This is a genomic window from Gemella massiliensis (assembly GCF_900120125.1).
GTDB lineage: Bacteria > Bacillota > Bacilli > Staphylococcales > Gemellaceae > Gemella > Gemella massiliensis.
Window position 1 is genome coordinate 569,132 of the sequence record NZ_LT635546.1, and the last position, 23,668, is coordinate 592,799.

Genomic DNA, 23,668 nt, shown 5'->3' on the forward strand with positions numbered 1-23,668 from the left:
AATATTTTCTGTTCTTAAACCAGAAAGTTGCTAATTTGACAAAATAAAAAGCCTAAAATACAAACTATCTTAGGCCTTTTTATTTATTTCCTATTATTTTACTGCATCTTTAAGTGCTTTACCAGCTTTGAATGCAGGTACTTTACTAGCTGCAATTTCAATTACTTCATTAGTTTGTGGGTTACGACCTTTACGAGCAGCTCTTTCTCTTACTTCAAAGTTACCAAATCCAATAATTTGAATTTTTTCACCTTTAGCTAGAGTTTCTTCAACTGTTTCTACGAATGCTTCGATAGCTGCAGTTGCTTGTTTTTTTTGTAGTCCTGATTTCTCAGCTACTTTTGAAATTAATTCTGATTTATTCATTAATCCTTTACCTCCGTTTTTGAGTAGCGGTTTCCCGCTTCACTTATTAAATATTACCATATTACCAAGTAATAATCAAGTTTTTATTAAAGAAAAATGGCGAAAAATATGTTTTTACATGATTTTATTTAATTTAGCATCATTTTTTATTTTATTTGTTAATAAATTTTCATTAAATCCAACTTCTTATACCTAGAAAATTATTCAAATCTATTTAATTCTTCACTAGCTACATTTTTCATCAAATTTTTAGCACAATCATTTATTGACAAATCTTCATACAATACTTTATAAATATTTTCTGTTATAGGCATATAAACATTATATTTTTTTGCAAGTTGATAGCAAACTTTTGTAGTTCTAACTCCTTCTGCCACCATATCTAATTTAGCAACTGCTTCTTCTAATGTATATCCCTTACCAATTAAATAACCACAATTATAATTTCTTGAATGTTTTGAAGTACACGTTACAACTAAATCTCCGATACCGCCAAGTCCTAAGAAAGTCATCTGTTTTGCACCTAGTTTTGTCCCAAGACGTGTTATTTCTATTAATCCGCGCGTAAGTAAAGCGGCCTTAGCATTATCTCCTAATTTCATTCCGTCTATTATTCCACAACCAACTGCAATAATATTTTTTAAAGCACCACCCACTTCTACACCGATAATATCTTTATTGACATAGATTCTAAAATATTTATTATGAAAAATTTTCTGAGCTAATTTATTTAATTTATCATTTTTAGAAGCTATAGCCACAACGGTAGGATTTCTTAAAACTAATTCTTCCGCGTGTGACGGTCCGCTTAAAACTCCGACACCTTTTAATAAATTACTATCTATCTCATCTTCTATTACTTCTGACATACGTTTATTAGTTTCCATCTCCAACCCTTTTGAAACATGAATAATATACTTTGGAATATCTAAATAAACATTTATTTTTTTCATTGTCTCTCTCATTGCTTTTGTTGGAACTGCTATTACTAATACTTCACCAAACTTTACCGCTTCTTCAAGATTACTGGTAGCGATAACATTTTCAGGTAACTTTATATTTTTTAAATATCGTTTATTAGTGTGTTCAGTATTTATTTCATCCCTTGTTTTCTCATTTCTCGAATACAGTCGAAGTTCGTGTCCGTTATCAACTATCGCCTGTGACAATGCTGTTCCCCAGCTTCCAGAACCTATTACTGATATTTTCATATTATTTTCCTCACTAATTTTATTCAATAACTTTTATATTAAATTTATTATATCAGAAAAAATGAAATTAATCACTAACTAAATATGGTTATATAATAGGGAAAAAGTTTTTCACTTTTTAGTTTATTTTTTTATTAATAATCTAAATGAATTTAATAACGCTATTACCGTCATTCCCACATCGGAAATTATTGCTTCCCACATAGTTGCTATACCAAATGCACCGAGCGTTAAAAATATAACTTTTACTAAAATAATCGCTATAATATTTTGGTAGGCTATATGACGTGTTTTTTTCGCTATATTAATCGCTGTAATAATTTTTGACGGTTTATCTTCCATTAGCACTACATCTGAAGTTTCAACAGCAGCATCGCTCCCTAAACTTCCCATTGAGACACCTATATCAGCTCGTGCTAGAGTTGGTGTATCGTTAATACCATCTCCAATAAACATAACTTTTTTTCTATTATTAATTTTTATTTTTTCAAATATTTCCAACTTATTCTGTGGCAATAATTCAGCATAAACTTCATCTATATTCAACTGTTTCGACACGTTTTCAGCTAATATTTTATTATCTCCGGTTAACATTATTGTTTTTATTTTTTTATCTTTCAAAGAATCTATGAATTTTTTGGTGTCTGCTTTTATTTTATCAGCTATAACTATGCTACCGATAAATTCATTGTTTTTAGCAATATATACTATTGTACCTAATGAATTATTTTTTTCAAAGACAATTTTATTTTTAATCATCAACTTATCATTACCAACTAATATGTTATCACCATTATACGATAAAGATACGCCATAACCACTTAACTCTGTATAATCTTTTATTAAATCTTCATTGATTTTTAATGTAGTATAGTTTTTTATTGATACTGCTATTGGATGATTAGAATAATATTCTCCTGCTACTGCTAATTTTAGCAACTCTTCTTTTGTTGTATTTTTTACAGTGATTGCTACTACACTAAAAACTCCTTCGGTTATTGTTCCCGTTTTATCCATTACAACTGTTTCTATTTTTGTCAATAAATCTAAATAATTACTTCCTTTTACTAAGACCCCTTCTTTCGAAGCTAATCCCAATCCGCTGAAATAAGTTGTTGGAATGGATACTACCAATGCACAAGGGCAGGAAATAACCAAAAACATACATGCTCTATACAACCAAGTATCTATATTAAAATTCTCTAAAATTAACAAAGGTATCACAATTAATAATAATGCCCCAATAACAACAAGCGGTGTATAAATTTTTGAAAATTTTGTAATAAATTTTTCTGAAGGAGCTTTTTTGTTCGCTGCCTCCTCTACCAATTTTAATATTTTCATAATAGAAGAATTTTGAAAAGTATTTATTACTTTTACTTCAATAACGCCGTGATAGTTAACATATCCTGCTAAAACTTTATCATTTTCTTTAACACTGCACGGTATTGATTCTCCTGTTAAAAAAGAAGTATCAACGTTTGAACTGCCGGAAACAACAATACCGTCTAATGCAATCTTTTCTCCAGCTTTTATTACTATAACGTCTCCTATTTTTATATCTTCCGGTTTTACCGGAACTACCCCATTTTTTTTTTTAAAATTAGTAATATCCGGTCTTAATTTTAATAAACTCTTTATTGAATTCCGAGATTGTTCACTTGCATAATCGGCAAATATTTCACCTAATTGATAGAATAACATAACCGCTACCGCTTCTGAATATACTCCTATATAAATTCCACCAATTGTTGCTATCGCCATTAGAAAATTCTCATCAAAAAAATTACCTTTAATAATGTTTTTTATTGATTTATATAAAACATCATACCCTAAAATAAAATATACTAAAAGTAGTAATAATAAACTGTAATTATTATTACTAAATAACCCCGCTGTTATAAATATTAGTATCCCTACAACAAATCTCAATACATTATAAGATATTAAAAATTTTATAATATCCCTTTCCTTTTTCATTACAGTCACCTCACTTATTAATTTCTTATTTATGACTAATATGTTCTAAAACATTTTCCAATATTTCATAAACGTGTTTATCACTGAGTGAATAAAATACTTCTTTTCCTTCTTTTTCAGCTTTTACAATATTCCCCTTTTTTAACTGCTGAAGATGATAAGAAGTGTTAGCCACAGTTTCATTTATAATTTCAGCTATATCTTGAACACAAAGTCTTTTTTTCATTATTAAATAAATAATATCAATTCTCCTTTTATCAGCTATTAGGTTTAAAAAATTGTATACTTTATCTCGTTCTTCTAAATTCAAAATAATACACCTCTACATTCAAAATTCTATTTGAGTACATTTTATCATACCCCCTCTAAACATTCAAGTGTATTTTTGAATATAGAAATCATTACTATTTAGCATAAATTATTTTATTAATATATCTTTTTTATGAAATATGCTATAATGAAAGAAAATATTTTAGGAGATTAGATTATGAAATGGTTTGAGATAATTTTAATAGACGGAAATCGCGGATTGATAAATTTAAACAATGTAATTGATATTTGGAAAGACTATGATGCCGAGTACGCAACTTTATCACAGGTTAATGGAGATGATATAGAAATTCCCGCCTCTGAATATGATAGAATAAAACGTGCTTTGGAATTAAAAGGATATGTTTTAGGAGGTTTATAATAATTATGACTCGATTTTTAAAAATCTTTATAACCTTAACTATTATCACTGCTATCGGTTTAGGGATTTTCTACTACATAAATAACAGTTCAAAAGATAATAATACTGTTGATGATAAAACTAATATTGAAACAACGGTAAAAAGCGAAACAGGTTCACAAGAAGATGTTGAGGGTACCGTTGTTGCTAAACGTAGTACAGAAAATAATTAAAAGGAGTTTTACAATATGAAAATCAACTTTAAAAAAATATTCGGAGTATTATTGACCGGTGTTCTTATCTTTTCTTCTATTAACACTTTTACTACTAATATTATTGAAGCGAAAGGCAGCACTGTTAAACCATCTTCTATTAAATCCAGTAGTAAACCACGTACTTCCGGCAGCTCTAAAAGCAGTAAGCCGAAAGGTAAGACTTCAAGTAAATCTACCACTTCGACAAAAAGAAATTTTTCTAAAAGCTCTAAAGGAAGTTACAACCATAATTACAACAGTTATAATAATCAAAATTACAAAAAACAATATACAGATTATCTAAACAATAACTATCGTTCTAGCGGATTTTTCTCAGGTAACAGTATAACAAATATGCTACTTTGGTACACTTTATTCCACCATTCAACAACTCCACACACCAAAGTTCATGCCAGCGATCAACAAAAAGAACTTGTTGATAATGTAAAGGATAGCAAAGTTCCTGTTTATATGCTAGAAATAAAAACAAAAGAAGGGGAAACAAAATACATTTCAGTTACAAAAGAACAATATGATAAAGTAAAAGAAGGAGATAATATTTCTCTTAAATCAGGACACTTAGAAATTAAAAATTAATTAAATAAAAATTTTCCCCGATATATAGTAAAGCTATATTGTTAATTATCTTTATTGAATAATTAACAATATAGCTTTATAAAATTTTTCTATCTAATTTGATATTGACATTTAGTATTAATATTTAGTATTTAATTTTTATAAAATCCCTTTCTAAATTCAATCAATTTCGTTTTCTTGTTAATAATTTAATTGGAGTTCCTTCAAAGTTGAATGAATCTCTTATTCTATTTTCTAAAAATCTCTCATAAGAAAAGTGCATTAATTCCGGATAATTAACAAAAAATACAAATGTCGGTGGGTTAATAGCAACCTGAGAAGCATAAAAAATATTTAGACGTTTCCCTTTGTCCATTGGAGTAGGGTTCATAGATACCGCATCTACAACAACTTCATTAAGTGTTGAAGATTGAATACGGCGTTGTCTATTTTCATAAGATTCTTTTATCAATGGAAAAATATTAAATACTCGTTGTTTAGTTTTTGCTGAAACATAAATGATTTTAGCATAATCTAAATATGCAAAACTATCACGAATTTTTTCATTAAATTCGTTCATAGTTTTATCATCTTTAATTATCGCATCCCATTTATTAACAACAATAATAACACCTTTACCTGATTCATGAGCATATCCTGCTACTCGTTTATCCTGTTCAATTATTCCCTCTTCTGCATTTAAAACTACCAAGACAACATCAGAACGCTCAATTGCTTTTAACGAACGTAATACTGAATATTTTTCACAATTTTCATATACTTTACCACGTTTTCTTATTCCCGCTGTATCAATTACTACATATTCATCACCATCATGAACAAAATCGGTATCAATCGCATCACGTGTAGTTCCTGCTATTTCAGAAGCTATAACACGCTCTTTCCCTAAAATAACGTTAATCAAACTTGATTTTCCTACATTTGGTCTTCCTATTAATGAAAATCTGATTTTTTTATCCTCTATTTTTTCGTCAACTACTTTGAAATTTTTACAAACTTCATCAAGTAAATCTCCTATACCCAAGCCGTGTGAACCTGAAATCGGGAACGGCTCTCCAAATCCTAGTGAATAAAAATCATAAATCATGTGATTCATATCAAAATTATCAATTTTATTAACGGCAAGTATTACAGGTTTATCAGTTTTATATAACAACTTGGCTACTTCTTCATCGTCGGCAGTAACACCATCACGTCCATTAGTTAAGAAAATAATAACATCCGCCTCATCTATCGCTAGTTCCGCCTGTGCTCTAATTTGTTTTTGAAAAGGTGTATTTTCCAATTCAATCCCACCTGTATCAATCATAAAGAATGAATAATTTAACCATTCTGCTTTTGAGTATATTCTATCACGAGTTACACCCGCAACGTCTTCTACTATCGAAAGACGATCACCTATTATTTTATTAAAAATAGTAGACTTTCCTACATTTGGTCTTCCAATAATAGCTACTGTTGGTTTTGCCATTACACAATTCCTCCTTAGCTTTTTTACAAAATATCTTCCATTCAAAAAATAATAGCAATAGACAAATTTTTAATCTACTGCCATTATTTTTAATCATACTTGTTAAAATTAAAGTTCAATTTCTTTAAATTTATCTGCAACGCTGAATGAAGTATCCTCATCTTTTAAATATGAAGTGTCAAATTCCGACTCTTTCTCCTCTTTAGGCGCAACCGGTTTTTCTATTAAATCTTTAATTGTTAAAGATAATCTTTCATTTTCAAAGTCTACATCTAATACTTTAACATTTACTTTATCACCGGCTTTTAATACATCTGTCACATTATTTACTCTTTCATGAGAAATTTGTGAAATATGTACTAAACCTTCAACATCTTCCATCACTTCAACAAATGCACCGAAATCAGTTGTATTACGAACAATACCCTCTAGTACATCGCCTACTTTTATTGTGCCACGTGCAATTTCCCATTGTGTTGGCAATAATGCTTTTGCTGATAGAGAAACTTTACCTTTTTCTTTATCAAGAGAAATAATCGCCACTTTTATAACATCACCGACGCTTACTACCTCTGATAATTCATTAAAACGTTTGTGTGATACTTCTGAAATATGTAGTAACCCGTCAATTTCTCCAATATTAACAAATGCACCGAAACTTGCAAGTCTTCTCACCGTTCCTTCTACAACATCACCTACTTTCAAGTTTTCAAATGCTTCTGCTAATTTTCTAGCTGCTTCCTCTTCTAAAATAGCTTTTCTATTTAAGATAATTTTATTTTTAGATTTATCCACTTCTTCAATTTTAAAAGTGAACTCTTTCCCAACGAAATCTGATAAATCTCTTCTAAATCTAATGTCAATATAAGAACCCGGAATAAATGCACGTAGTCCATCCACCTCAGCCAATAAACCACCTTTAGTTTGTGCAGAAACAGTTGCAGTAACATATTCCCCATTTTCGAATTTTTCTAATATCTGTTTCCATGATAACTCTATAAGTTTTCTATACTCAGCATTTTCTAAAATTCGATGAGATAAATAAATTACTCCCGGTACATCTTCTTTTCTTTTTTCACGATCAACACGAATACCTGTTACCTGTGCTTCTATTTCATCACCAACTGATAATACTTCTTCAATATTTTCAAACGGCTTTCTAGTGATCTGATTTCGTAAAATAACGCAGTCATATTGTGCCCCTGCAACATCTACATACACTTTATCTTCATCAATTTTAGATACTGTACCAGTTACTTTATCTCCTTTTTTTAACATTTCTGAACTGTTTAATAATTCCTCAAATGAAGTTGTCATTACTTCTAATCCTCCTGTGCTTACAATACATACTATCCTATATTATACATCAAAACTAAACTATTGTCATTCTTTTTACGTTAATTTTTTAATTCTTTTTTTATTTGTTCAAGAAGCATTTCTTCTTCAGTGTCTAATTCATAGGTTTCTAACAAATCCGGTCTTCTTAAATAAGTTCGTTTCAGACTTTCTTTTTTACGATATATTTCTATATTTTTATGATGTCCTGATGTCAATATGCCCGGTACTGACATTCCTTTATAATCTTTTGGTCTGGTATATTGCGGATATTCTAATAAACCTGTTGAAAATGAGTCATCTTTATGCGACTCCTCCTTTCCTAATACATTCGGTACTAATCTGACTATACTGTCAATCATAGCCATAGCTGCGAATTCTCCACCCGTCAAAATAAAATCACCAATAGATAGTTCGTCAGTTACCAAATATTCCCTAATTCTTTCATCATATCCTTCATAATGCCCACAAATAAATATTAGGTGATCTTCTTTTGATAATTCTTCAGCTTTTTTTTGATTAAATCTTTCTCCTTGCGGACAAAGTAATATTATTCTAGTTTTAGAATGTTTTCTTAAACTTTCTACAGCATTAAATATCGGTTCCGGTTTTAATACCATTCCTTGTCCTCCGCCAAATGGATAATCATCTACCTGATTATGCTTATTACCGGAAAATTTTCGATAATCAACTGTATTTATATTTACTAAATTTTTTTCTCTCGCTTTTCCTAAAATTGAATGATTTAATGAATCAAACATATCCGGAAATAAAGTTAATATATCTATCTTCATTAATCAATTAATCCTTCCATTAATTCGATTTCAATTTTTTTATTTATTACATCAATATTTTTTACTACGTCTTCAATATAAGGTATAAGAAATTCTTTCCCGTTTTCTGCTTTTACTACCCAAACATCATTAGCTCCCGGAGTTAAAATCTCGGATATTTCTCCTAATTTTTCTCCATGTTCATCATATACCCTACAACCTATTATTTCATAAAAATAAAATTCATTTTCCTTTAGTTCATCGATATTTTCAGAATCAATTTTTATTTGCATATTTTTCAATTTTTCCGCTTCTTCTATTGTGTCAATCCCCTCAAATTTAACTAAAAGTGAATTTTTATGATTTCGATAGTTTTCTACTGAAACTTCCCTAATCACCCGATTACCTTGGGTAATAAGAAGCTTACTTCCTTTTGAAAAACGTCTTTTTTCAAAATCAGTAGAAGAAATTACCTTAACTTCTCCTTTTAGTGAATGGGTATTTACTATTTTTCCTACTTTTAAACGCATTAAAATCTCCTTTAATATTTATTATATCAATGTTAAATAATATTTTTACAATAGTAATCTATGCCTTAGTTGTCACAACATAATGCTATCTTTTTATTTTTTCTCTTATAATAGATGATATATTTTCTACTATAATTATCGCCGTACAAAGTCCAATTAATAATGTTGATATTCTGTTCCAATTCCTATATTCTATATTATTAACTAATAACTGACCTATTCCACCTGCTCCAACCATACCAAGTATTGTTGAATTTTTTATATTCATTTCAAATCTATATAAACTAATTGTTACAAATTCCGGTAGATAACCGCTAAAAATTATCTTTATATAACTAATAAAATTACCCAGCCCTATACTTTTTGTTGCTAATAATATATTACTATTTATTCCCTCTAATATTTCACTATACATTTTTGTTACAACTCCTACAGTGTAAATATATAGAGCAAAAAACGAACTAATAGTTCCGGGCCCAAAGCCTCTAAAAAATATTAGCGCTATAATAATAGGAGGAAATGTTCTTAAAACATTAATAACAACTTTAAAAATTATCGCTTTATATTTTCCAAATAAATTTGTTGATGCTAAATATGAAGTAAATATTGCCGTTAGACTTGCAAGTAAAGTTGCAACAAATGCTATCTCTATACTTGTCAATAATGCAAAAAACATTTTTGAAAAATAAGAAATATCCGGATTAAATAATTCCTTAAATAACACTTTTAGTTGACCTAATCCTAATAAAAATCTCTCTTTTGTTATTGTTAAGAAATTTATTACATAAATTAATGAACTAATTATTACTATCGGTATTAATATTTTTTCTATTTTTTTTCGTAAAAAATATTCTTTTTTTGATAAATTATTTTTATCTTCCATAGTTCTGAAGTAATAACTAATTAAATCTATAATAAAAATCAAAAGTACTAAAATTATAATTATCAATGATACTCTATCATAACGTAAATGATTTAGCTCCGTCCATAATCTTTGACCAATTCCACCCGCTCCGACCATGCCCAAAACACTGGCTCCACGAATACCGGATTCCAATATTAAAAAATAAATTGAAAATATCGCCGGTTTTATATTAGATAGCAAGGCTGTTTTATAAATAGCAAATCTTGAAACTCCAAGGCTTTTCATCGCCTCTATATGTTTTATATCCACTTCCTCCGCATATTCTTTTAAAAGCTTAGTTGCAGTTAAAAAACTGATAATATAAATGCTTAAAAACCCACTAAAATTTCCTGTGCTAAAAAGACTTACTAATATAGCTGCCACTATTAAAAATGGTATTGTCCTAAAAATCGAGAACACTGCACTTAATATTTTAGGTAATATTTTTATATTAAACAAAATATTTGTTAATAACGGGAGAATAAACAAAGCTGTAAACAGTGCTAAAATTGATGAAAATACCGCAATGTTCAAAGTTTCTAAAATCGGTTCATAAAGGCTACTAAGTATACTTAAATCTAGTGGATACATTCTTGACAATAAATTTTCAACTCTAGAAAATCCTAAAGAAAAGCTTTTAGCATCATAATTTAGTATAGAAATAGCTATACCGATCAATAATATTGAGTTCAAAATAACACTTTTTATTTTTCTTTTAATGATATAATTCTTTAAGTTCATCATTCGTTACACTTTCTGTATAATTGTAAAACAAAATCTTACCATCTTTTAATCCTAAAATTTTATTACTATATTTTTTAGCAAGGACTATATCATGCAGATTTATCAATACTGTTATGTTTTTTTCTTTATTTAATTTCTGAAAATTATCCATTATTATACTAGTATTTTTTTCATCAAGACTGCTCACCGGTTCATCTGCCAGTAAAATATTCGGTTCTTGTGCTAGAGCCTTTGCTATGGCTACACGTTGTTTTTGCCCACCGGATAAATATTTTGATTTTTTAAATATTTCTTCATTTAGCCCAACTTGTGTTAAATATGTTATTCCTTGTTCATATTCTTTTTTAGTATAGCCGGACATCAATTGAATAAAAGATTTTTTAGCAAGATATGGTGTTAAAACGTTATCTATTGTGTATAAATTATCTAATGTATTATAATCTTGAAATATAAAAGCTATCTTTTGTCTAAATTTTTTTAATTCATTTTTATTAAATTTTGTAATATCGTTATTATTTATTATTATTTTTCCACTAGGTACATTTAAGAGATTCAAGCATCTAAGGAGCGTTGATTTACCTGCACCGCTTTTCCCAACTATTGCAACAAAATCTCCCTTGTTTATAGAAAAATTCAAATTGTCCAAAACTTTCTTTTCTCCATAGCTAAATGATAAATTTTCTATTTTTATTTCTTCGTTAACCAATAAATCACCTCATTTACTTCTTACCGTACTAAAATTTAAGATAAAATTTCTTGTTACAATTATAACACTTTCTTAAATAATTTTCAGCATCTATTTGTTATAGTAACATCGCTATTATTAGCACTAACAAAAAATATAATATTTTTCATGAATTTTCAACATTAGTTATTAATAATATGAATTTTAATAATATTTGTCTAATATAAAAAGGAATAACTCTTCGTTACTCCTAAATTACTTTACCTATTGTAATTCTATACTTCAAAGATTTTTTATTTTGAGTTTTTTCTTTTATAATAAATCTTCCATATTTTCTAATAGAAATTATGTCACCTACATTACAAGATTTTTCTCCATTTTTTGCTACAACATGATTTAATTTTATAAAATCTTGAATCAAAAATTCTTTCACTTTACTGCGTGACTTATTGGTTATTTTTGCTACAATACTATCAAGTCTGAACGAGGAACTGACTATTTCAAAATTTTCAAATTTTTTCTCAAACTTAACATCTAACATATTCACTTTCTTTAATGTTATATTAATCTTTCCGATTTTTGTTAGATTCATTATAACAAAATCTGAAATACTACTATCCACAAAAATATAAAGTGTATTTTCTTCTACAATAACGTCTCCAAATCTATTAAAATTTATTCCAAGATTGTGGATAGCACCTAAAACATCTTTATGTCTAATTGTGTTAAATTTATTATTATATGTTGCTCTTAAACAAGTTATCTCAAAATCAACATTATAATATTCGTTTGCTACCAACTTTGCTTTTTTTCTCTCTAAATTAACAACTCCACCGAAAAATTCTACTTTTAATTCCGGATAATTATAAATTATTATTTTTTCTAAAATAATTTGCTCAAATTGAGTTAGAAAAAAGGTAACCTTATTTCTATTGTTGAAGAAATCGATTGTTTGTAATAGATTTTCCGCCGTTTCTATTTCTTCTTTTGATGCTGAATATAAAAAATTCAAATTTTTCATAATTCACCTAAGAAAATATAAATCCTAAAAGTAATCGTCTTAATATATCCAATGCAATAAAAGCTATGATTGGAGAAATATCTAATATTCCAAACGGTGGAATAAGTTTTCTAAAAATTTTCAAGTATGGTTCACAAAGTTTTTCCAAAAATTCCACTATAATATTATTTCTAAATTGTGGAAACCATGATGATAATATATATGCCAGTATACAGTATTCATAAAAATTAAATAAATAATTAATAAATCTATATACCCAAAAATATTCTGTTAAACTTAGCAATATTAATACTCTCCTTCGTAAAAATCTCCCGATACATCAATACCGTTAGGTACACATAAATAAATATCTTCACCTATAGTTTTTAATTTTGCATTTAGCGCATAAATACCACCCGATACAAAATCTAATAATCTATCAGCTGTTTCTACATCTAGTTTGCTTAAATTAATAATTACCACTTTATTTTTTTTTATATCATCAATAATATCTTTACTATCCGCAAATACTAGCGGTTCTGTTAATATTACATTATTCATTTTACCGGTTATTGGATTAGATGTCGCTTTATTCACTGAATTCTCCTTTGAAATTCTTTGTTTTGGTTGTTCTTTTTGTAATTCTTTTTGAATTGTTTGTTCCTCTTTTACATCATCTTCGAAATCTTCTTCACTCACAAACAGGTTATTAAATTTTTTTATCATACTCATAATATCAAACCTCTATTTAGTTATATTTAACTGTATAATTATATCATAATTTTCATTATTTTTAAACCGATATATTCGTTATAATACACAAAGAACCTTAAAGTTGATTAAAACTATAAGATTCTTTACTTTGTTCACTCATAATATTTATTATATCTACTTCGAAGAGTATTTATTAATTTAGTTATTAATACTTTTAAAATTGAATAAATCGGTATTCCTAAAATAGCACCAACTACTCCGAGTATATTGACACCTATTAAAATAACGAAAATAACTGTAAGTGGGTGCATATCCATACTTTTCCCCATGATATTTGGTGATAAAATATTCCCTTCAACAAATTGCACTATTCCCCAAATAACCAACATTTTCAAAACCATTATACCACTGGTTGAAGCTGCAACCAACATTGCAGGAATTATCGCCATAATAGGTCCTAGATAAGGAACAATACTTAAAAATGCGGCTATCGTTGCCAACGAAAAAGCGTAATGCAAGCCGATAATATTATACCCTATATAAAGCATAACTCCCAAACATAATGAAACCGTCATTTGACCTTGGATATAAGAACCAACCTTATCATCAATTTCATCTATTGTTTCCGAAATTGATTTTTTCAATCTGTTAGGCATAGAATTTATCAAATAAATTTTAAATTTTGCGGCATCTTTTAATAAAAAGAATAACACAAAAGGAAAAGTCATAAGCACCGAAGCAGTTGATGATAATGAAGAAGCAATACTTTGAGCAACATTTGTCACTATTGTTACAGCTTGTGCACTAATTTTTGCAGTATTCAAATTGGAACTAATATATTCATTCACCGCTTTTACATAGGTATTTTCTGAATTAGTTGCAAGATACCCTCGAACTATTTCTATATATTTAGGTAATGAGCTTACTAAAGCCTGAGTTTGTTCAACAATTATCGGAACTACTCCAATAATTACCACTAAAATTACCAAAACACCTACAAATATAGCAAGCAAACTAGCGATAAAGCGTGGCATTTTTCTAGAAAAAACATTTACCAACGGATTTAATATGTAATAAAATGCATAAGCTAAAATAATTGGAGTTGTAATACTTGATACTATGGCTTTTATAGGTGAAAAGATATATGATATTTCAGTATATAAGTATATTGCTATCCCTAACAATATAACTACTATTAAAATATACAAAATAAATTTTCCACCTAAAAATGCCAATAATCTATCTTCTCTGGAGTTTTCTACTATTTCTTTATTTTTCTTTATCTCTTCTTTAATCTTTTCTTTCATAAAATCCTCCTTCGTTATTTTATTAAGTGTAATGACAATTCATATATTGTCATTATTGCATTATAACCTAAATATCCTATAGCGAACGACACTAGACTGATTAAAATTTTTATTTCCTTTGTACTATTTTTTTTAAAGAATTTACCAAAATCTAATTTCATTAAGCTAAAGTTACTAACTAAAATCATTATAAATAACAATGTTAATTTTATAAAATTCATATTTTATCCTTTATATCTAATATCTATTTGAACATATCAAGCCAACCTTTTTTCTTAAATATCCATAACATTCCAATAGCAATTATCAGCATAACACCGCAGATTAAAAAGTAGCCATATTCCCACTCTAACTCCGGCATATTTCTAAAGTTCATTCCATAAAGACCAACTATAAATGTCAACGGCAAAAATATTGTTGAAATAACAGTCAGCATCATCATAATATTATTAGACCTAAATGAGTTATAAGTCATATAATTTTCTCTAATATCACTGGCAAGTTCTCGTGTTGCTTCAATAATTTCTGTTTGTTGAACAAGGTCATCATAAATATCGTGAAAATATTTTCTGTCGTTATCGGTCATTTCAACACGACGGGATACTAAAAATCTATGGAGTAACTCACGCATCGGCAATAAACCACGTCGCAGTTTTAACAAGTCACTACGAAGCTCAAAAACCTCGTCCATTATTTTACTGCCGGCATTATATGAGTCGTATTCTTCAATTTCATCAAGACGATTTTCTATTTTTGCAATAATTGGAATATATCCTTCCACTATTTCTGATACCAACATATGCATCACATGAAGTGGTGAATATTGTGCACCACGCTGTAAGATTTTCGGAATAATTTTATTAATATATCGTATATGTGAGAGGTGAAAAGTTACAATATAATTTTTTCCGACAAACATATTTATTGTTTCATAGTCATCATCAATATTTTTCAAAACATGAGATACTAAAAAGATTTGTTGTCGTGTTATTTCAATTTTTGGTCGTTGAAGCAATGTCATACAGTCTTCAATCAACAATTCGTGAAACTTAAAAAATGTAGACAATAGGGTTATCTCACTTCGTGTCGGTGTGTCAAAATCAACCCAATACCAAGCAATATCTTGATCATTAAGTCTTGCCAATTTGACATCTGTTAAGATATTTCCTTTTTTATCTACTGCTAGTGTTTTTAACATTAGATCTCACCTCTCTTATATTATTTTCACAACTACAATAATATCATAATTAATGAAATTAGTAAATTTTTATTTAATATTATTTGTAATATGATTCATAATTATTCCGGCAGCAACTGCCACATTTAAACTTTCGGCTTCTCCTGTCATTTTTATTTTTAAAAGATTATTTACCTTTTCCAAGATATTGTTATCAACCCCTGCACCCTCATTACCAAAAATAACAGCAATTTTCTCTCCTACATCATTAATATCTTCCAAATATTTATTACCTTTTAAAGATGTAGCATGTAAATCAAAACCTTTCATTTCACCAATAAGATTTTCCAAAACTATATTTTCAAAACAATCAATATGAAACTGACTTCCTTGTGTACTACGAAGAACTTTTTGCCCATATAAACTTGTCGTTTTGTTCCCCAAGACTACACAATCAAAACTAAAAGCATCCGCTGTTCTTATAATAGTTCCCAGATTCCCAGGATCTTGTACCCTATCCAAAATAAGAACCCTATTATAGCAATTAATATCCAATTCTTTTTTTTCTATACTACATACAGCAATTACCCCTTGAGAAGTCACTGTTTCTCCCAGTAATTTTATAACACTGTCCGAAACTACCACAAATTCTTTTGAATAATTTAATTCTTTTTTATTAAAATTTTCTGAAATTATTATTTCTTCTACAACATTAGCCTTTAATGCTTCTTTTACCAGATGAATTCCTTCTACCAAATACTTATTATATTTTTTTATATTTCTATTTTTTTTTAATTTTTGAAGTTCTTTTATTTTTTTATTATTGCCTGATGTTATCATTATTTTCTCCATGGTATTATTAAATAAAATGTCTAACTTTTACTATTATAATCAATATTGAATAAAATTACAAACTATGATATAATTTTTTTATTAATAATACGTAAAAGGAGTTTATTATGTCAATTTGGATATCAACACTAATAGTACTGTTTGTCATCGGCTTAATTGCATTATTTAATTATCTAAGATTGAACAGAGCTGTTACTAAGCTACCTTATGTTGAATTTAGACAAAATCTTAGAAAAGTTCAATTAGTTGATGTAAGAGAAAAAGAAGATTTTAAATATGCTCACATTAACGGAGCTAGAAATATGCCGCTTTCTCAATTCAATTTTTTATATACTTCTCTTAGAAAAGACCAACCTATTTATCTTTGTGATAAAAACGGAACTATGGCACCACGTGCTGCCCTTACACTAAAGAAAAATGGTTATACTAATGTCTTTATGTTAAAAAATGGTTTACAAGATTGGAAAGAAAATCTTAAAACAAAAAGATAACCATAAAACCGGTATCAAACGATACTGGTTTTTTTGTCGTTACAGTAATATACATTCACTGTTTTATATGTTATAATCTTATGTAAAATTAACTATATATTTATATACAAAATATTATTTGTTGCTGATTCTATAGTGGTGTGGCAACCTTAAAAATTAACCTTTGAACAGCAACTAACTTAATAGCAATGTTTGTAGTGGTAATAGTAAAATGCTAAAAGCATTTTACTTGGAGAATTTTAGACCTTGGCTAAAATTCTAGCCGAAAAATCCACCCACGTAGTGGGTTAGTTGTAGGCGTCCATACCACTACTAACCATTGCTGAAATATTTGTAAAATAATATATAAATTTTACACACTAGTTTAAATAAATACCTATAAGGAGAAGTTATGGCATTCGATGGTTTTTTTACACGAAAAATAATTAATGAATTATCTCAAAATCTTATTCAAGCTCGTATCAATAAAATTAATAATATCTCAAATGACGAATTTATCTTTTCTATTAGAAAAGGAAAAAATTTAAAATTATTTTTATCGGCAAACTCATCAAGTTCCCGTATTCATTTTACTAATATCCAATACGAAAATCCTTTAACACCATCTAATTTTTGCACCGTATTAAGAAAATATCTTACCAATGGAATAATTTCAGATATTACCCAAGTCAGTAATGATAGAATTATCAAAATTAGAATTAAAAACTTTGATGAACTTGGTTATGAAAAACATTATATTTTAATAGTGGAATTAATGGGTAAACACTCTAATATTATTCTTACTAACGAAGATGAAATAATCATCGAATCATTAAATAACAGCTATAGCCTAGAATACAAACGTTCTACTATAGCCAATATTAGATATACTCTACCCCCAACCGATAAAAAATTAAATCCTTTTGATTTTGAGAATTATACAAAATTAAACCCTAAAAATGAAAATAAAAAATTTCTCATCCAAAACTTTTATGGTGTTTCTTCTTTGCTTAATAATTATATTTTACAAAACTACCCGAACGACATGATAAACGGTCTAAAAGTCTTGTGTAATTCCTTTAATACCGACTTTAGACCTAGTATAATTAATAATAAAAAAGATTTTTACTACTTCGATATTACCAATACTAATGAAACAACTTTTAAAACATTATCAGAATTATTAGATTTTTACTATATGGACTTAGTTAAGAAAGCTACTAATAAAAATACTGATAAAAAATTATTCGATTTCATAAAAAATAAACTTAACAGACTTAACAATAAATTAAAAATTTTACAAAATGAGTTGGATATTGCAAGAAATAAAGATGATTTCAAATTAAAAGGACAACTTCTAATTGCAAATATTTATTTATTTAAAAATAATGTTCCCGAAATTGTTACTGTTCAAAATTTTTACAGTGAAAATTTAGAAAACATTAATATTAAATTGGATACAACGCTATCGATCGAGCAAAATGCCGAAAAGTATTTTAATCTATATAAAAAAAATATAAGAACAATAGAAAATCTGGAAAAACAAATCGCTCTTACTAATGAAGAAATAACCTATTTTGATACTATAAAATTTCAAACGGAAAACGCCGATAAGACAGAACTTGTTGAAATTAAGGAAGAGCTTATTAATGGCGGCTACTTGAGAGAAAAACAAATACAAAAGAAAAAAAATAAACAAAAGTATTTTACCATTGAAAATAATGGTATTACAATTTATATTGGAAAAAATAATATTCAAAATGATACTATAACAAATAAATTAGCCCATAGAAATTACTTATGGTTTCATGCCAAAGATATCCCCGGAAGTCATGTAGTAATTTTTTCAAATAACCCTGATGAAGAAACTATCAATATAGCTGCTAACTTAGCAGGTTATTATTCTAAATTCAAAAATGAAACAAACATTGATGTTGATATGACTTTAATAAAAAACGTTAAAAAAATTTCCGGTGCTAAACCCGGATTCGTAACCTATACAGGACAAAAAACATTAAAAGTTAAAATTGATAAATTATTAATTAATAAGTTAATAAACTCTAAATAATTAGTTATTATTACAATTTAAATCGATTATTGAAAATTTCTTAGCTTTATTCTAATAACCTATTTTTCTTAGAATTAGGAAAATTTTCAGAATAAATTCATAATATTATCCGGTGTATCTCTATACATTAGTTCATTAATTTACAAAAAGGAGCGACCCTACAAAATCGATTTCCAACGAAATTGCGATTTTGTAAGGTTGCTTCAATACAGTTTATTAGATTTTGGAAAATAAATCTCTTTAAAACTATTATCAAATCAATGAACTGCTACGTCTAACTACTAATAGGTAAATTTTATTAAAATTTTTACTTTTAGGCTAGTCCCTAACCTATTCTATTACATTTACTGTTAATTGCTCAAGATATTTTTTAAAAGTTCTATTGATATCTTCATCTATTCCTTTTGTCGCTTTTAAATCTACAAACAATTCTACTTTTTCATTATAATTTTGAATCATTATTATATTACTAAGAACACAGATATTAGAAACCAAACCACACAGCTCTACCTCTTTATAATCACTACGTGATACATAATTTGCAAGGTCAATACTTCCAAAGGTCGTTTTATTAAATACTTTTTTAGCGTCTTTTTCAAAATTTGCTACTTTACCATATAAACCATGACCATCAGTATCTATAATGCAGTGTTCAATCGGAAGATGTTTTCCCTCTCGTGTAGTTAAATAGTTTGTATAGTGAGTGTCTTTTGTGAAGATAATATCTTGCCCTGATTTCTTATACTCTTCTATTTTTTTAACTATTATCTCATCTAACTTTTCTGCCGTTTCAAAGCCTAAAGCCCCATCTACAAAATCTTTTTGATAATCAACAACTACCAACAATTTTTCGCTGGTATCGTGTTTCAAACAAACTCTTATGTATGCTAAAAAAGTAATAATTGCTAAAGCTCCTAAGCAGTAAAAAACAGTTGACATAATTAATTTAGGGTGTCTATGTGAATTAAAAATAATAAAATAAGATATTATTGCCAAAAATATTATTACTAATACTGTTATAAATTTTATTCTTTTTTTAAAATATATGCTAAAATCTTTTTTCCCTAATTTTCTATAGATTAGATAAATAAATAACGCTATTAAACCTATAATAATTAACATAGATCCATATCTATGCATTAATCTGAACGCATGGTGTGCACTTGGTCCTAACACATATCCTAATGATATAAACACTACTACCCAAAATATTCCTCCAATTGTTGAATAAGTATGAAATTTTTTCCCATTCACCCTTGAAATTCCGGAAAAATATCCCATTATATGACGAACTCCGGGTAAAAAATATGCAATTATTATTACAATATTACCATATTTATTGAAAAAATCTGAAGCTTTTGTCATTCGATAAGGAGTCAACCCTATATATGATCCGCACTTATCTACAGCTTTTGTACCAAGACGTCTTCCGATTTCGTAGGAAAACTGCATTCCGATTACTGTTCCCAATGCACTAGCCGTTATCATTCCAATATAACTGGCATGTCCGCCGTAAGCCATTATTCCGGCAAATAACATCATCGTTTCTCCCGGAAGCGGTAAGGCAGCAAACTCTAATATTAATGAAATAAACAATATCAAGTATACATGTTCTGCTAATAGTTTAAATAGCATTTCCATTTATAAACTATACTCCTTTTTCTTTTTATATGACTAAGATTATACCATATTTAAAATTTTACAGCAAATTTTAACCTTTATTATAAATATAAAACAATTTATATAATTTTCAAAGATTAATTTAATATAAAATAAATTCAATTTACAAATAATGAAATTATATGGATTTTTTTAATAATTCATTGATAAATATACCATCTTGTATTGCTTAAATAAATTATACAATCAATTTATCTTATATTAGCGGTTTCTTATTAGGAATTCCTGCTTTACGCGGATACTTATTCGGCGTTTCTTTTACCTTTCTTATTTCAAGAATATGTCGCTTTTCACCTTCTATTTTAAAATCAATATCTTTTTCTAATTTTCCTCCAAGCACCTTAAATGTATTTATAGCTTCAGATACTTCTTCATCTGCCTTTTGTGCTTTTAAGCTGAGAAAGTATCCACCTTTTTTTACTAGAGGTAAACACAACTCTGCCAGAACATTAAGTCTTGCCACAGCACGTGCTGTTACAATCTCAAAACTTTCCCGATATTTTTTATTTTGTCCCACTTCTTCCGCTCTCGCATGAATAAAGTGACAGTTTTCTAAATTTAATTCTTCCCTTAAAAGTTCTAAAAATTTTATTCGTTTATTCAATGAGTCAATTATTGTAACTTTCAAATGTGGGTATATAATTTTAAGCGGAATTGATGGAAAACCTGCTCCACTACCAACATCACAAATATTTTCTATATCATTATAATCTCTATAAAATGCTAGAGAAACTGAATCATAAAAATGCTTTGTATAAAATTCTTCTTCTTCCGTTATTGCAGTTAAATTAATTTTTTTGTTCCATTCAATCACCAATTTATAATATTTAGTAAACTGATTTTTTTGAATATCGGTTAAATTAATACCATGTTCATTAATCAGTTTATTAAAAAATTGCTCTTTATTCATTACTTCTTGCTCCTCTACATTGTTCCAAGTATATTAGTAATATTGAAATATCCGCCGGATTTACCCCTGAAATTCGTGATGCTTGCCCTATTGTTAGTGGTAACACTTTTTTTAATTTTTCTCTTGCTTCCAGTGCAAGGCTTGGTACTTCATCATAATCCAGATTAGTTGGTATTTTCATCTCATTCATTTTTTTTAATTTTTCTACCTGTTGCAATGATTTTTTAATATAGCCTTCATATTTAACTTCTATTTCTACTTGCTCTATTACTTCTCGTGATAATATAACTTTTTGATTTGCTAAATACATTATATCAACATAGCTTAACTCCGGACGTTTTAACATATCAAGCGCTAATATTCCATCACGTATTTCTGCACTGTTTAATTCTTTAAGTTTTGACAACGTTTCTTGTGTTGGTGTTATTCTAAAAGTTTTTAATCGCTCGATTTCAGCAACTACCATTTTACGTTTTGCAACAAATTTTTCATAACGTTCTTTAGTTATCAAACCATATTGATAAGCCTTTTCTGATAACCGCATATCAGCATTGTCGTGTCGCAATAATAAACGGTGTTCTGCTCGTGAAGTAAGTAGTCTGTACGGCTCATTTGTTCCCTTAGTCACCAAATCATCAATTAAAACTCCGATATAAGCCTCATCGCGTCCTAATATCATCGGTTCTTCTCCTAATACTTTACACGCTGCATTAATACCTGCTATTATCCCCTGACCTGCTGCCTCTTCATAACCGCTGGTTCCATTTATTTGTCCTGCGGTAAATAATCCATTGATTAACTTTGTTTCTAATGTTGGCCATAATGTAGTCGGATTAACGGCATCATATTCAATAGCATAACCATTACGCATAAGAACGGCATTTTCCAATCCTGCAATTGAACGTACCATATCACGTTGCACATCATTAGGTAATGAAGTTGATAAACCTTGAACATAAATTTCTTTTGTATTACGACCTTCAGGCTCTAAAAATAGTTGATGGCGTTCCTTATCGTTAAAGCGAACATACTTATCCTCAATACTTGGACAATAGCGTGGTCCTGTTCCTCTTATCATACCTGAATACATCGCTGAACGTCCTAAATTTCTATCAATAATCTCATGTGTAATTTTATTAGTATATGTTAACCAACACGGAACTTGATCTTCAACGAATTCTGTTGTTTCATAACTAAAAGCATGCTTAACATTGTCACCGGGTTGAATTGTTGTTTTTGAAAAATCTATGCTATCTGCATTTACACGTGGCGGAGTTCCGGTTTTAAATCTCACCATTTCAAAACCCAGTTCTTCTAATTGCTTAGCTAAATCAATAGACGGCATCTGATGATTTGGACCTGATGAATACTTAATATCGCCAACAACAATTTCTCCTCGTAAATATGTTCCTGTAGTAATAACTATAGTTTTTGCTTTATAGCATGTACCTAACATCGTCTTTAATCCAATAACTTTATTATCTTCTATAATTAGTCCTTTAACCATTGCTTGTTCAATATCTAAATTTGGTGTATTTTCTAATAAGCGTTTCATTTCCAATTGATATTGTGCCTTATCTGATTGAACACGTAATGCTCTTACCGCCGGTCCTTTAGCTGTATTTAACATTTTACTTTGGATATTTGTTTTATCAGCAATACGTCCCATTACACCACCCAAAGCATCCACTTCTCTTACGACAATACCTTTTGCCGGACCTCCAACACTTGGATTACATGGCATAAAACCAATTGTGTCAAGGTTAATAGTTACCATTAACGTACTAACCCCTTTTCTACTTGCAGCATGTGCCGCTTCAATACCTGCATGTCCTCCACCAATAACAATCACATCATATTCTTTTAAAAATTCAGTCATAGTACCTCCATATATTTTAACGTAATTGCAAAATAATGCTTTGACCAAAATTTTGATTGATTACTAAATTTTTACTTTATTATCTTATCAC

The 23,668-nt window shown here is 28.5% G+C and carries 25 protein-coding genes; 5 read left to right on the plus strand and 20 right to left on the minus strand.

Translation table 11 applies throughout. The features are described 5' to 3' along the window. Window positions 1–93 precede the first annotated feature (93 nt). The 4 genes from BQ7358_RS07680 to BQ7358_RS07695 all read right to left on the minus strand — a co-directional run bounded on the left by BQ7358_RS07680 (window position 94) and on the right by BQ7358_RS07695 (window position 3,867). Entirely contained in the window at window positions 94–366 is a 273-nt protein-coding gene (locus BQ7358_RS07680; RefSeq protein WP_003144688.1) for an HU family DNA-binding protein, read from the minus strand. 200 nt (window positions 367–566) lie between these two features. Continuing rightward, window positions 567–1,577, minus strand: coding sequence for an NAD(P)H-dependent glycerol-3-phosphate dehydrogenase (locus tag BQ7358_RS07685; protein WP_062173248.1), 1,011 nt, complete (start codon window positions 1,575–1,577; stop codon window positions 567–569). A 123-nt stretch (window positions 1,578–1,700) separates the two neighbouring features. After that, on the minus strand, window positions 1,701–3,557 hold the full coding sequence (locus BQ7358_RS07690) for a heavy metal translocating P-type ATPase (protein WP_234971574.1): 1,857 nt from the start codon (window positions 3,555–3,557) through the stop codon (window positions 1,701–1,703). 25 nt (window positions 3,558–3,582) lie between these two features. Then, window positions 3,583–3,867 (minus strand): ArsR/SmtB family transcription factor, encoded by a 285-nt coding sequence (locus BQ7358_RS07695; protein ID WP_083577647.1) that lies wholly within the window; start codon window positions 3,865–3,867, stop codon window positions 3,583–3,585. A 177-nt stretch (window positions 3,868–4,044) separates the two neighbouring features. On the opposite strand from BQ7358_RS07695, the gene BQ7358_RS07700 reads away from it, so the two are divergent. From BQ7358_RS07700 to BQ7358_RS07710, 3 genes are read left to right on the plus strand one after another with little or no spacing between them, the layout of a single operon-like run. Further along, window positions 4,045–4,248, plus strand: coding sequence for a hypothetical protein (locus tag BQ7358_RS07700; protein WP_062173246.1), 204 nt, complete (start codon window positions 4,045–4,047; stop codon window positions 4,246–4,248). Window positions 4,249–4,253: 5 nt separating this feature from the next. Beyond that, the gene (locus BQ7358_RS07705; RefSeq protein WP_062173244.1) at window positions 4,254–4,460 is read left to right on the plus strand and encodes a hypothetical protein; all 207 of its coding nucleotides are present in this window, start codon (window positions 4,254–4,256) and stop codon (window positions 4,458–4,460) included. A gap of 15 nt (window positions 4,461–4,475) precedes the next feature. Next, a complete protein-coding gene (locus tag BQ7358_RS07710; protein WP_062173242.1) occupies window positions 4,476–5,078 on the plus strand; it encodes a hypothetical protein in 603 nt (200 codons plus the stop codon). 163 nt (window positions 5,079–5,241) lie between these two features. Here the strand turns inward: BQ7358_RS07710 and der are convergent, their stop codons facing one another. From der to BQ7358_RS07775, 13 genes are all read right to left on the minus strand, one after another. Beyond that, window positions 5,242–6,549, minus strand: coding sequence for a ribosome biogenesis GTPase Der (gene der, locus BQ7358_RS07715; protein WP_062173239.1), 1,308 nt, complete (start codon window positions 6,547–6,549; stop codon window positions 5,242–5,244). A gap of 108 nt (window positions 6,550–6,657) precedes the next feature. Continuing rightward, a complete protein-coding gene (gene rpsA / locus BQ7358_RS07720) occupies window positions 6,658–7,866 on the minus strand; it encodes a 30S ribosomal protein S1 (protein ID WP_062173237.1) in 1,209 nt (402 codons plus the stop codon). An 80-nt stretch (window positions 7,867–7,946) separates the two neighbouring features. Next, on the minus strand, window positions 7,947–8,678 hold the full coding sequence (trmD, locus tag BQ7358_RS07725) for a tRNA (guanosine(37)-N1)-methyltransferase TrmD (RefSeq protein ID WP_072520431.1): 732 nt from the start codon (window positions 8,676–8,678) through the stop codon (window positions 7,947–7,949). After that, entirely contained in the window at window positions 8,678–9,187 is a 510-nt protein-coding gene (gene rimM, locus BQ7358_RS07730) for a ribosome maturation factor RimM (RefSeq protein ID WP_062173233.1), read from the minus strand. The genes trmD and rimM overlap by 1 nt, the downstream gene beginning before the upstream one ends. A gap of 85 nt (window positions 9,188–9,272) precedes the next feature. Then, window positions 9,273–10,835, minus strand: coding sequence for a PhnE/PtxC family ABC transporter permease (locus BQ7358_RS07735; protein ID WP_231723810.1), 1,563 nt, complete (start codon window positions 10,833–10,835; stop codon window positions 9,273–9,275). Beyond that, complete coding sequence (phnC, locus tag BQ7358_RS07740) at window positions 10,807–11,541, minus strand: phosphonate ABC transporter ATP-binding protein (protein ID WP_062173229.1); 735 nt, start codon at window positions 11,539–11,541, stop codon at window positions 10,807–10,809. The genes BQ7358_RS07735 and phnC overlap by 29 nt, the downstream gene beginning before the upstream one ends. A 229-nt stretch (window positions 11,542–11,770) precedes the next feature. Continuing rightward, a complete protein-coding gene (locus tag BQ7358_RS07745) occupies window positions 11,771–12,541 on the minus strand; it encodes a YlmH family RNA-binding protein (RefSeq protein WP_062173226.1) in 771 nt (256 codons plus the stop codon). Between the two features lie 7 nt (window positions 12,542–12,548). Beyond that, window positions 12,549–12,824 carry a YggT family protein gene (locus tag BQ7358_RS07750; RefSeq protein ID WP_062173224.1) on the minus strand — a complete coding sequence of 92 codons (276 nt, stop codon included), beginning with the start codon at window positions 12,822–12,824 and terminating at the stop codon, window positions 12,549–12,551. A gap of 2 nt (window positions 12,825–12,826) precedes the next feature. After that, window positions 12,827–13,252: a cell division protein SepF gene (locus tag BQ7358_RS07755; RefSeq protein WP_062173223.1), complete on the minus strand. Its 426-nt coding sequence runs from the start codon at window positions 13,250–13,252 to the stop codon at window positions 12,827–12,829. A gap of 134 nt (window positions 13,253–13,386) precedes the next feature. Next, window positions 13,387–14,541 carry an AI-2E family transporter gene (locus BQ7358_RS07760; RefSeq protein WP_072520432.1) on the minus strand — a complete coding sequence of 385 codons (1,155 nt, stop codon included), beginning with the start codon at window positions 14,539–14,541 and terminating at the stop codon, window positions 13,387–13,389. Between the two features lie 14 nt (window positions 14,542–14,555). Further along, window positions 14,556–14,762, minus strand: coding sequence for a DUF1146 family protein (locus BQ7358_RS07765; RefSeq protein WP_062173220.1), 207 nt, complete (start codon window positions 14,760–14,762; stop codon window positions 14,556–14,558). Between the two features lie 23 nt (window positions 14,763–14,785). Then, window positions 14,786–15,739, minus strand: coding sequence for a magnesium/cobalt transporter CorA (corA, locus tag BQ7358_RS07770; protein ID WP_062173219.1), 954 nt, complete (start codon window positions 15,737–15,739; stop codon window positions 14,786–14,788). 69 nt (window positions 15,740–15,808) lie between these two features. Next, complete coding sequence (locus BQ7358_RS07775; protein ID WP_072520433.1) at window positions 15,809–16,558, minus strand: TrmH family RNA methyltransferase; 750 nt, start codon at window positions 16,556–16,558, stop codon at window positions 15,809–15,811. Window positions 16,559–16,677: 119 nt separating this feature from the next. Here BQ7358_RS07775 and BQ7358_RS07780 point away from each other — a divergent pair, with 119 nt between their 5' ends. Beyond that, window positions 16,678–17,061 (plus strand): rhodanese-like domain-containing protein, encoded by a 384-nt coding sequence (locus BQ7358_RS07780; RefSeq protein ID WP_062173215.1) that lies wholly within the window; start codon window positions 16,678–16,680, stop codon window positions 17,059–17,061. 391 nt (window positions 17,062–17,452) lie between these two features. Further along, a complete protein-coding gene (locus BQ7358_RS07785) occupies window positions 17,453–19,108 on the plus strand; it encodes an Rqc2 family fibronectin-binding protein (protein ID WP_062173213.1) in 1,656 nt (551 codons plus the stop codon). A 330-nt stretch (window positions 19,109–19,438) separates the two neighbouring features. Here the strand turns inward: BQ7358_RS07785 and BQ7358_RS07790 are convergent, their stop codons facing one another. From BQ7358_RS07790 to mnmG, 3 genes are all read right to left on the minus strand, one after another. Next, window positions 19,439–20,749 (minus strand): isochorismatase family protein, encoded by a 1,311-nt coding sequence (locus BQ7358_RS07790; protein WP_072520434.1) that lies wholly within the window; start codon window positions 20,747–20,749, stop codon window positions 19,439–19,441. A 235-nt stretch (window positions 20,750–20,984) separates the two neighbouring features. After that, window positions 20,985–21,698 (minus strand): 16S rRNA (guanine(527)-N(7))-methyltransferase RsmG, encoded by a 714-nt coding sequence (rsmG, locus tag BQ7358_RS07795; protein WP_062173210.1) that lies wholly within the window; start codon window positions 21,696–21,698, stop codon window positions 20,985–20,987. Beyond that, window positions 21,691–23,577 carry a tRNA uridine-5-carboxymethylaminomethyl(34) synthesis enzyme MnmG gene (gene mnmG / locus BQ7358_RS07800; protein ID WP_072520435.1) on the minus strand — a complete coding sequence of 629 codons (1,887 nt, stop codon included), beginning with the start codon at window positions 23,575–23,577 and terminating at the stop codon, window positions 21,691–21,693. The genes rsmG and mnmG overlap by 8 nt, the downstream gene beginning before the upstream one ends. Window positions 23,578–23,668 lie beyond the last annotated feature (91 nt).

Bases quoted from the DNA above. Each gene is read 5' to 3' on its own strand.
- BQ7358_RS07780 (WP_062173215.1), top strand. From the start codon at position 16,678: ATGTCAATTTGGATATCAACACTAATAGTACTGTTTGTCATCGGCTTA.
- BQ7358_RS07775 (WP_072520433.1), bottom strand. From the start codon at position 16,558: ATGATAACATCAGGCAATAATAAAAAAATAAAAGAACTTCAAAAATTA.
- BQ7358_RS07690 (WP_234971574.1), bottom strand. From the start codon at position 3,557: ATGAAAAAGGAAAGGGATATTATAAAATTTTTAATATCTTATAATGTA.
- BQ7358_RS07790 (WP_072520434.1), bottom strand. From the start codon at position 20,749: ATGGAAATGCTATTTAAACTATTAGCAGAACATGTATACTTGATATTG.
- BQ7358_RS07710 (WP_062173242.1), top strand. From the start codon at position 4,476: ATGAAAATCAACTTTAAAAAAATATTCGGAGTATTATTGACCGGTGTT.
- BQ7358_RS07685 (WP_062173248.1), bottom strand. From the start codon at position 1,577: ATGAAAATATCAGTAATAGGTTCTGGAAGCTGGGGAACAGCATTGTCA.
- BQ7358_RS07735 (WP_231723810.1), bottom strand. From the start codon at position 10,835: ATGATGAACTTAAAGAATTATATCATTAAAAGAAAAATAAAAAGTGTT.
- BQ7358_RS07745 (WP_062173226.1), bottom strand. From the start codon at position 12,541: ATGAAAAATTTGAATTTTTTATATTCAGCATCAAAAGAAGAAATAGAA.
- mnmG (WP_072520435.1), bottom strand. From the start codon at position 23,577: ATGACTGAATTTTTAAAAGAATATGATGTGATTGTTATTGGTGGAGGA.
- BQ7358_RS07785 (WP_062173213.1), top strand. From the start codon at position 17,453: ATGGCATTCGATGGTTTTTTTACACGAAAAATAATTAATGAATTATCT.
- BQ7358_RS07765 (WP_062173220.1), bottom strand. From the start codon at position 14,762: ATGAATTTTATAAAATTAACATTGTTATTTATAATGATTTTAGTTAGT.
- der (WP_062173239.1), bottom strand. From the start codon at position 6,549: ATGGCAAAACCAACAGTAGCTATTATTGGAAGACCAAATGTAGGAAAG.
- rimM (WP_062173233.1), bottom strand. From the start codon at position 9,187: ATGCGTTTAAAAGTAGGAAAAATAGTAAATACCCATTCACTAAAAGGA.
- BQ7358_RS07680 (WP_003144688.1), bottom strand. From the start codon at position 366: ATGAATAAATCAGAATTAATTTCAAAAGTAGCTGAGAAATCAGGACTA.
- BQ7358_RS07700 (WP_062173246.1), top strand. From the start codon at position 4,045: ATGAAATGGTTTGAGATAATTTTAATAGACGGAAATCGCGGATTGATA.
- rpsA (WP_062173237.1), bottom strand. From the start codon at position 7,866: ATGACAACTTCATTTGAGGAATTATTAAACAGTTCAGAAATGTTAAAA.
- rsmG (WP_062173210.1), bottom strand. From the start codon at position 21,698: ATGAATAAAGAGCAATTTTTTAATAAACTGATTAATGAACATGGTATT.
- corA (WP_062173219.1), bottom strand. From the start codon at position 15,739: ATGTTAAAAACACTAGCAGTAGATAAAAAAGGAAATATCTTAACAGAT.
- BQ7358_RS07705 (WP_062173244.1), top strand. From the start codon at position 4,254: ATGACTCGATTTTTAAAAATCTTTATAACCTTAACTATTATCACTGCT.
- trmD (WP_072520431.1), bottom strand. From the start codon at position 8,678: ATGAAGATAGATATATTAACTTTATTTCCGGATATGTTTGATTCATTA.
- BQ7358_RS07760 (WP_072520432.1), bottom strand. From the start codon at position 14,541: ATGAAAGAAAAGATTAAAGAAGAGATAAAGAAAAATAAAGAAATAGTA.
- BQ7358_RS07755 (WP_062173223.1), bottom strand. From the start codon at position 13,252: ATGAGTATGATAAAAAAATTTAATAACCTGTTTGTGAGTGAAGAAGAT.